General features: G+C 42.0%; 10 protein-coding genes. 2 read left to right on the plus strand and 8 right to left on the minus strand.

Annotated features, from left to right (window positions below; all coding sequences use genetic code 11):
* Positions 1–258 (plus strand): ATP-binding protein (locus J6I68_RS11840; protein ID WP_292220572.1); only part of this gene is annotated, 258 nt, incomplete at its 5' end.
* A gap of 4 nt (positions 259–262) precedes the next feature.
* Here the strand turns inward: J6I68_RS11840 and J6I68_RS11845 are convergent.
* Positions 263–955, minus strand: coding sequence for a DUF4956 domain-containing protein (locus tag J6I68_RS11845; protein WP_292220574.1), 693 nt, complete (start codon positions 953–955; stop codon positions 263–265).
* A 24-nt stretch (positions 956–979) separates the two neighbouring features.
* The gene (locus J6I68_RS11850; protein ID WP_292220576.1) at positions 980–1,753 is read right to left on the minus strand and encodes a polyphosphate polymerase domain-containing protein; all 774 of its coding nucleotides are present in this window, start codon (positions 1,751–1,753) and stop codon (positions 980–982) included.
* Positions 1,754–1,904: 151 nt separating this feature from the next.
* On the opposite strand from J6I68_RS11850, the gene J6I68_RS11855 reads away from it, so the two are divergent.
* Positions 1,905–2,393, plus strand: a complete 489-nt coding sequence (locus J6I68_RS11855; protein ID WP_292220577.1) for a hypothetical protein — start codon at positions 1,905–1,907, stop codon at positions 2,391–2,393.
* On the opposite strand, the gene J6I68_RS11860 is transcribed toward J6I68_RS11855, so the two are convergent.
* The 6 genes from J6I68_RS11860 to mtnN all read right to left on the minus strand — a co-directional run.
* Positions 2,383–3,813 carry a hypothetical protein gene (locus J6I68_RS11860; RefSeq protein ID WP_292220580.1) on the minus strand — a complete coding sequence of 477 codons (1,431 nt, stop codon included), beginning with the start codon at positions 3,811–3,813 and terminating at the stop codon, positions 2,383–2,385. The two genes, J6I68_RS11855 and J6I68_RS11860, sit on opposite strands and share 11 nt — an antisense overlap.
* Before the next feature lie 12 nt (positions 3,814–3,825).
* Positions 3,826–4,605, minus strand: a complete 780-nt coding sequence (locus tag J6I68_RS11865; RefSeq protein WP_292220581.1) for an RluA family pseudouridine synthase — start codon at positions 4,603–4,605, stop codon at positions 3,826–3,828.
* 1 nt (position 4,606) lies between these two features.
* A complete protein-coding gene (locus J6I68_RS11870) occupies positions 4,607–5,296 on the minus strand; it encodes a response regulator transcription factor (protein WP_120741401.1) in 690 nt (229 codons plus the stop codon).
* A gap of 20 nt (positions 5,297–5,316) precedes the next feature.
* Positions 5,317–6,828, minus strand: coding sequence for a sensor histidine kinase (locus J6I68_RS11875; protein WP_292220583.1), 1,512 nt, complete (start codon positions 6,826–6,828; stop codon positions 5,317–5,319).
* 119 nt (positions 6,829–6,947) lie between these two features.
* Positions 6,948–8,528: a glucose-6-phosphate isomerase gene (locus J6I68_RS11880; RefSeq protein ID WP_292220585.1), complete on the minus strand. Its 1,581-nt coding sequence runs from the start codon at positions 8,526–8,528 to the stop codon at positions 6,948–6,950.
* A 152-nt stretch (positions 8,529–8,680) separates the two neighbouring features.
* Positions 8,681–9,094: 5'-methylthioadenosine/S-adenosylhomocysteine nucleosidase (gene mtnN, locus J6I68_RS11885; RefSeq protein ID WP_292220587.1), on the minus strand; the 414-nt coding region annotated here is incomplete at its 5' end.

The raw sequence follows: 9,094 nt of genomic DNA on the forward strand, positions 1-9,094 counted from the left end.
ATTCTTGAAGTTTCCAATACCTGTGATGCTATTCCTGAAGGAAATCTTGACCGTCTCTTTGACCGCTTCTACAGAGCCGATTCATCAAGAAGCCGCGAGAGTGGCGGCTACGGAATAGGGCTTTCAGTAGCCCGCGCCATTGCCCAGTCTCACGGCGGTGATATAGAAGCCCTCAGGGATGGAGACCACATCATAAGATTCGTGGTTACACTCCCTAAGGTTCTTCCAAAGAATATTCAGAAAGTATCTGCAAGGTAATGATTTAGAGCTCTTCAGATTTTACTGCAACAGGTCTTGAGCAGCTGATCTCAAGGTTTCCATTGCGCTGTCTCATCTCATCGATCATGCCCTTTGTGGAAGCCTTGCTCCTAAGGATTATTGAGTAGTTAAGCTTATAAAGGCTTCCCATGCCTGATGTCTTTACTTCAACCAGATCTGCTTTTGTTGTATATCTTTCAAATATATCATCGAAGATTCCTTCGAAATCAAGGCCTTCAGGAACTGTTATCTTGAGGGTCTTTTCTTCATTTGCACCATTTCCAAAGCTGACATTTGAAAGGATCAGGTTAGCTATTGTAATGATCGCTGCAAAAATAGCTGCAATTCCGATGTAGCCCATTCCTGTTGCAAGGCCTACTGCCATAGCAAGGAAGATGCTGGTGATCTCTTTTCCTGAACCAGGTGCTGACCTGAATCTTACAAGTGAGAAAGCTCCTGCAACTGCAACTCCTGCGCCGATATTACCATTTACCAGCATGATCACCACCTGAACTATTGCAGGCAGAAGTGCCAGTGTGATTATGTAGCTCTTTGAATAGCTGTTCTTAATTGTATACATGAAGGCGATAAATACGCCGATAACCAGAGAACAAAGTGTAGCCAGCAAAAAAGCTGTTCCTGTGATTGTTCCATTTGCCATGATAGATCCAAAAATATAATCTACTGTAGTAACCATTTTTTATAATCTCCTTTATTTTCCTTATACTGCCTTGCGAAAGGACACAATATTGTTTTCCGTTTCCGCAGGTGAAATTCCATTCATTGCCATTTCATTTGTCTGACCATACATGTATTCCATGTAGCCTCTTCCATATTTTGAAAATGAAGTCTTTCTGATATTAAGCTCATCCAATATCCTTGCAAGCTCCATAGACATGGCTCCTGCAATCTTTAGTTCCATCAGATGCTGACCTGGAAGAAGGATATCTTTTCCAACATTACCTTCTGTTAAGCTAAGGTTTTCTGTTCTCCATCTGATGTTCTCATCAAAGGTGATCCTAAGGTCCGGATCCTCGATACCTGCCATCGCTATGCGGTCATAGGATATTGCCATAGCTGGCTTAAGCCCTTTGTAGAAGTGCTTGAAGTAGTCAATCTCATCTGAAATCTGGGATCTTTCCTTAAGCTCTTTATCTTTTGTAAGATAATCCATGGCCTCTTTATATGGCATGTTGATCCTTCTCTTATACACAACGCCCTTGTATTTTTTCTTTATCTCAATGAAAGCGTTTGTGTCATCACTTGCAACTCCGTAGGTACGAAGCCTTAGCTTTTCTTTATATACCGGCTTTTCAAGGGATCTTTCGATCAGCTTAAAGTCCGGTGTATCAAAATATATGTTTAAGATAGAGGTTCTTCCGTAGCTGTCGATGGCTGCCATGTTTTCCAGCCTTTTAAGCAGCTCGGTATACTGCCTATCGGATAGCAGATATTTTACTTCTATTCTCTGAAACACATCCTTAAATCCTGCCATTTTGTTTTCTCCTTTTTGTGCCCTGTTGTTTTATCTTATGAGGTCATTCTAAAGGTGTTACCTAAAAATAACTTAAAACAACTATTAAGAAAAAATATAACGATATATGGTATGATATAAGTAGTAGAAACATCCATTTTAGGAGGTGTTTATGTACAAAATTGGGGATAAGGTTATCATTTTGGATTACAGTGGCAAGCCCCTGGATCCAGCAGTTGTAGCTGAAGTGGAGGACGTCTATGGACAGGACAGGGTAAGGCTTCGCCTTCCAGATAATGCCTGCTGTATGGAGTTCACCAACATGTTTGAGAAGATTGATGAAGATAAGTATTCAGACCTTCTTCACAGCGTGCGCAAAAGAGAAAGGCCCTTAGCTGTAGATCTGCAGTTGGACATCAGAAAATTCGCAGGCAAGCACCCTAGAAGAAGAAAAGATGAGATCTTCAATGTGTTCAATCAGGATAAACACTACGTTTCAGTGCTTAATGCCTACGCAGGCCGTGTTCAAATGTATGGGGAAGAAAACATAAGCGAGCGCTTTTTGTATGAATACAAGGACGCCAAGGCTGGCCTTGTAAGGACCAGGACTTTTTTCCATGAACTGGACGAGTCCATCCCTGTTCCAGATCTTAATTACTGATCTCTTTGATAGACAAACCTATGGCCATGGCCACAAACAGATATGGCGTGGAGATCACAAGGTCAAAAGAGACAAAGCTGTTAACTAAATATGATGCTAAGATAAGCGCGCAGATAACTCCTGCGTGCTTATTTCTTTTTGAATATATTTCTTTTACAAATGCGGCTATTAAAAGTACATATGCCGATAAGCCCAGGAGCCCTCTCTCTATAAGTATTGTAAGCGGTGCGCAGTGGGCATTTGTAAGTATGTTGCCCCCAAAGATATTAAGAAGAGAATCTGCTGTTTCTATGTCAGAGTATGCGTAAGCCTTAAAGCAGTCCTGGCCTGCCCCCACCAGCTTCCTGAACTGATCCATCCTGCCAAACATATCAAGGGACATGCTGTATATGAGACCTCTGCCATTTCCCATAGTAAGGTCAAAAGAGATAAAGACGTAGTAAACTCCTGTGAAAAGAATTATTGTAACGATAAATCCTGCAATATAGCGGTATGTCTTTTCCATAAAGTGAAAACCAATTGCCTCAAATAGCCTTGAAATGCAGAACATGAAAAACACAAAGGCCATGAGGATAAGACCTGTATGGAGCTTACATATGGATAAAAGAAGATTGTCCTCGTAGACATATCTCTTTTCATATATTGAATAAATAATAAAGGACCCTTCCATAGACAGCCCAAGGATAAACAGTATAGCAAGATATTTCCTAAATCCCTCTCTGGTGGCGATGGAAAAGAAAAGTAACACTACAAAAGAAGCACATAGAACAAACGCAGCGCTGTCACTTCCCTGAAGCATAAGAGCCATGAGCGTTACAAGAACGTAAATACTGCACATAAAGAACTCTTTTGAAAAGAGCTTCATCCTGTAGCACAGTCCAATTCCAAGTGGCACAAACACAGACATATATCCAACAAACCAGTTGATATTACCTATAGTTGCCACAAAAGCTGCATTTTTGCCATATATCTCAAAGGGATAAACATCAAATCTGTTTAAGATGACAAGAACACTCTCAAGAAGCGGTGTCATAAGAACTGCCGCAATGATATAGTAACTTACCCTGTCTTCTTCATAAAATACATAGAAAAAAAACAGGCACAAAAGCGTGGTCAAAAGGCCATTTCTCCAGCCTGACAAGCCAAGAAAACTTACTTTTTTATCTACAGAATAGATAAAGCTAACTACATTTGAAAAAAGAAATGTCAAAAGAGCATAAGATAAAAGCGGCGAAAGTTTCTCCACTTTAAAGAAATTTCTGTTTTGGACAAGCAAAAAAAGAAGGGCAAAAATAAGGCTCATAACTAAATAAGCTATAGCCTTACTCTCCCCAAGTTCAAAATATCCATGCGCCATGTAAAGCGGGAGTATGGTACATATTGTGATCAGATAACCATATTTTAGGTATTTAGAAAGCATTAAGTCTCCCTGTCAGGGCAACATATCTCTTATTGCCGGATTGTCTGGTATGATCTCAAATTCCACATTTTTTCTGGTCCCTGGATGTCTGATGCCGTATTTATAGGCTGCAAGGCAAACGTTCTCTATCCCCAGTTCTTTTGAATGCCTGGTGCTTTCATCTGTTCCGTATTTGCTATCCCCAAGGATCGGGTGACCTATATGCGACAGCTGAACCCTTATCTGATGAAAGCGGCCTGTTAATAAATGAACTCGAAGTAAAGATGCATTATCATTTTCAGATATCACCTCATACTCAAGCTCTGCTTTTTTCACGTCCCCGCCAATTAAGCGAACCTTTTCACCAGAGAAAAGAGTAACTACGCCATCCTTAAAAGTATCCTTTTCACTGCCGTCTATGACCATGGCAAGACCAGTATCTTCGCGCCTTATGACGTGATTTGACAGCCTGCCTTTCTTATCAGGAAAATGTCCCATACACAGGGCATAGTAGTATTTAGCTATTGTTTTTTCCTTTATCTGTTTTGCCAGATCAGATGCCGCCTTCTTAGTCTTGGCTAAAACTATAACGCCCTCAACTGCCTGGTCAAGCCTGTTTACAGTAGCAACATAGGGCGGCAAATTTCTTTGCCGCCCTTTACCATCTTCAGTATTTTTGCGGGCAAGATAGTTTCTTGCTCCGCTTATAAGGTCAAGTCTGCCTGCCCTTGCCCCTTCAGTTGCCATTCCAGCAGCCTTGTGGCACACCAGCAGTTCCTGATCCTCATATATAACTCTTATAGTGTCACGCATATCAAACCTTAAATCTGTAACCTACGCCCCAGATTGTCTCAATGTACTGTGGATTAGAGGTATCATATTCAATCTTCTCACGGATCTTCTTGATATGAACTGTTACAGTTGCGATATCACCGATGGAATCCATGTTCCAGATCTTTCTAAAGAGCTCTTCCTTGGTAAATACGTGGTTTGGATTCTCAGCAAGGAAAGTAAGAAGATCAAACTCCTTGGTTGTGAAGCTCTTTTCCTGATCATCTACATATACTCTTCTTGCAGTCTTGTCGATCTTAAGACCACGGATCTCAACAAAGTCATTGTTCTCGTGACCTGATCCAACAAGTCTTGAGTATCTTGCCATGTGAGCCTTAACTCTTGCAACAAGCTCAGATGGGCTAAATGGCTTGGTGATGTAGTCATCAGCGCCAAGACCAAGACCTCTTATCTTGTCAATATCATCCTTTTTAGCTGATACCATAAGGATCGGCACATCTTTCTTTTCCCTGATGTGCTTGCATACTTCAAATCCATCCATTCCAGGAAGCATAAGATCCAAGATGATAAGATCAAATTCCTCAGCAAGCGCTGTGGCAAGACCTGCATCACCAGTATTCTCAATCTTTACTTCAAAATCGCTAAGTTCGAGATAATCCTTCTCAAGGTCAGCAATCGCCTCTTCATCCTCAACAATAAGTATTCTGCTCATACACCCTCTCTGCCTTTCTATTAAGTTTCATGTTCTACCGTAACTGTGTCTGAACCATCTGCATAATCAATGAATTTCCTAAGCACGAAGTGCATGCAGGTTCCTTCACCTTCATGGCTGGTAGCCCATATATATCCGCCATGATCTTCTATTATCTTTTTAACAATGGAAAGACCTATTCCGCTTCCGCCCTGTTTAGAGTTTCTGGAGGAGTCTGTTCTGTAGAATCTGTCGAAGATATTTGGAATATCCTTCTGGGCGATTCCTCGTCCATTGTCCTCAAGCTCTACCCTTACAGAATCAATTTCATCCAGTATGCGGATATCTATCTCTCCTGTGCCATCATCTCTTCCGAGATACTTGACACTATTGCTCACCACGTTGTTGATAACCCTCTTTATCTGCTCAGGGTCTGCAACTATCTGAGTATCTGGCGATGTGAGGTTTGAATAGTTGAGCTTGATGCCTCTGCTGTCAAGATCTGCACCAATCTCCTCTATGCAGTCGCCAAAGTAATCAGCAACATTAAGCTTAACAAAGTTATATGGGATCCTGTTGTTATCAATGCTGGAATAAAGCGTCAGCTCATTGATCAGGTTGTTCATATCATTAGCTTTAGAGTTAATGATCTTGATGTATTTCATCTGCTTTTCCGGATTATCTGCAACACCTTCGATAAGGCCCTGTGAATAACCCTTGATAGCAGTGATAGGCGTCTTTAGGTCGTGGGAAATGTTACTGATAAGCTCTTTGTTCTGCTTTTCCCTTTCGATCTTTTCTTCGGCGGATTCCTTAAGTCTGAGCCTCATGTCCTCGTAGTTACGGTACATGGCTCCAATCTCGCCCTTTTCCTTGACGTCTGTTGGAAGTATATAGTCAAAATTGCCATCCTTGATATGCTGCATGGCAACATTGAGCTCGTCTATTGGTCTAAAGAAACTTCGGCCGATCCACATAGTAAGAAGTACGCTGGTAAGCGCCAATATAAGGATAATGGCAACTGCCATGTAGATCAAGATTGAAGTTGTAAGTGCTGTTCTGATGCTGGAAATAAAGTAAAGGCTTCCCATGGATCCATCAGAAAACGTGAAATCTATCTGCCTTACAAGATGTCTTGAGGGAGTGTAGTAAATACCCTCTATACCATTACCATATCCGGGAAGCTCCGAAATTACAGCCTTGGCTCTGTCCCTGTTGGCAACGTAGTATATATCATTGGCTTTTTTTACAATGATAAATGAATACCTGGAGGCAATTTGTGAATCCAGCTCCTCCAAATACTCCTCACGCTCCAAGATATACGGATCTATGAACATATTGATGGCAATTTCTTTTACCAGATCATCCGTCATCTCCGCAAAGGTTCCACCGGGGTCAGACACCATTCCATAATCAATCGCAGTAGAAAATTGCCCCACTTGCTGCTTGTGGACAAGATATCGACCCAAAGCCAGGTATGTACCAAAGGATAAGATTAGCGGAATGACTACGATTGCCAATGACGTTATCAAGAGTTTTGTACGGAATCGCATTATGTCCCCCTAAACCTTATCTAAGTATATCATATTTTCAGAAAATTTATCTATATTTTAAGAAAGATAAAGGCGCTACACCTAAAGTGTAACGCCCTTTGCAAGCATTTTTTCTGTTATCAGATATTAAGAAGCTTTGCGTATTCTGCAAGAGCTCCATCTGTCTCGTGTGCAAGTACCTTCTTTGCAAGTACTTTACCAAGCTGAACGCCTTCCTGGTCAAAGCTGTTGATGTTCCATGTAAAGCCCTGGAACATAACCTTGTTCTCGAAGTGTGATAAAAGTGCTCCAAGTGCTTCTGGTGTAAGTTCATCACCAATGATGATGCTTGAAGGACGTCCACCCTCGAAATTCTTGTTGAGGTTGTCATCTTCCTTACCGCAGGCAAAAGCTACAATCTGAGCTGCTACGTTAGCGCAGAGCTTCTGCTGGCTGGTGCTGCCCTGGATATCTACATCGTTCCTGAGCTGGCTGTTCTTAAAGCCGATGAACTGAAGAGGAATGATGTCTGTTCCCTGGTGAAGGAGCTGATAGAATGAGTGCTGTCCGTTAGTACCAGGCTCGCCAAAGATGATAGGTCCTGTCACATAGTCGATTGGCTCACCAAATCTGTTTACGCTCTTACCATTTGACTCCATATCCAGCTGCTGAAGGTGAGCAGGGAAACGGCTAAGAGCCTGAGAGTAAGGAAGTACAGCTGTGCTGTCGTATCCAAGAACGTTTCTCTCATAAACACCAATGAGGGCATCAAGCATTGCAGGGTTCTTTAAGAGGTCTTTTTCTGTAGCAAGCTTATCCTCTGCAGCTGCGCCATCAAGGAATCTTGCGAAGATCTCAGGACCAAAAGCAAGTGAAAGAACTGCTCCGCCAACGCCAGATGTTGATGAGTAACGTCCACCAATGTAGTCATCCATAAAGAAAGCCTCAAGGTAGTTGTCGCTCTTAGCAAGAGGTGAAGTCTGTGATGTTACAGCGATCATGTGCTTACCAGCATCAAGACCCTGCTTCTTTAATGCATCTATTACGAAGGACTCATTTGTAAGAGTCTCAAGTGTTGTACCTGACTTAGAAACAAGAATGAATATTGAGTGAGCAACATCGATAGAATTAAGAACTGCAGATGCATCATCAGGATCTACGTTGCTGATGAACTTTGCATCCATCTTAAAGCATCCATTCTTTTTAGCCCAGTTCTCAAGAGCAAGGTACATAGCTCTTGGGCCAAGGTCTGATCCGCCGATACCGATCTGAACTACCGTTGTAAACTTCTCGCCCTTGGCATTTGTGATCTCGCCAGAGTGAACCTTGTTTGCAAACTCAGCAATTCTCTTCTGTTCATTTAAATAGAACTCTCTCTTGTCAACTCCATCAGCCATGACCTTATCGCCAAGCTGACCTCTTGTTAGCTGGTGAAGTACAAGACGCTTCTCTCCTGTGTTTATAACTTCGCCGTTGTAAAGAGCTTCAAACTTCTCTGAAAGCTCAGCCTCAGAAGCAAGTGCCTTAAGAGCATCTAAGATCTCATCGTTAACTTCCTTTGCAGCATAGTTGTAAGAAAGACCTGCTGCCATAGGTACTGAGTACTTCTTAACTCTGTCGGCGCCATTTGTTCCAGCCATCTCTTCGGCTATATCAACATTAGAGATATTGAAAAGATTCTGAAAAGATTTGAGTGTGTCGAGATTGTTCCAATTTGCCATTATAATAAAACCTCCGTTTATGAAAATAGGAAAACGTTTCCAATTCGCCTTAAAGTGTAGCAGATGTGCCTGCTTGTATCAAGCAAATTGAAAAAATATACATCTAAAATAAAGCGCTGCACTTTACGTACAGCGCCCGATAATTATTCTCATTAAAGTGAGCTGATCATCTCTTTTACTAAAGCTGCGCAGTCGTGAGCAGCCTTTTCTTCAAATACAGGATAATCCACAATATCACTGCCATCAGCCTTGTCAGAGATTGCTCTGATGATGACGAAAGGAATCTTATTAAGGTAGCAGGCCTGGGCAATTGCTGCCCCTTCCATCTCTGTGCACATTCCGCCCTGCTCATCGATGATGGCTTTTTTAACATCTGGAGATGATACAAACTGATCTCCGCTGCATACCCTTCCTTCGAATACTCCAAGGTCTGGAGCAGCCTTCTTGATCGCTGCCTTAGCAGCTTCCCTCAATGAAGCATCTGCTGGGAAAGCATGTATTCCAAGCTGTGGAACCTCTCCCTTTTTATATCCAAATACAGTTGCGTCCACATCGTGGTAGCATGC

Source organism: Butyrivibrio sp. (assembly GCF_017940685.1).
In the GTDB taxonomy this organism is placed as follows: domain Bacteria; phylum Bacillota; class Clostridia; order Lachnospirales; family Lachnospiraceae; genus Butyrivibrio.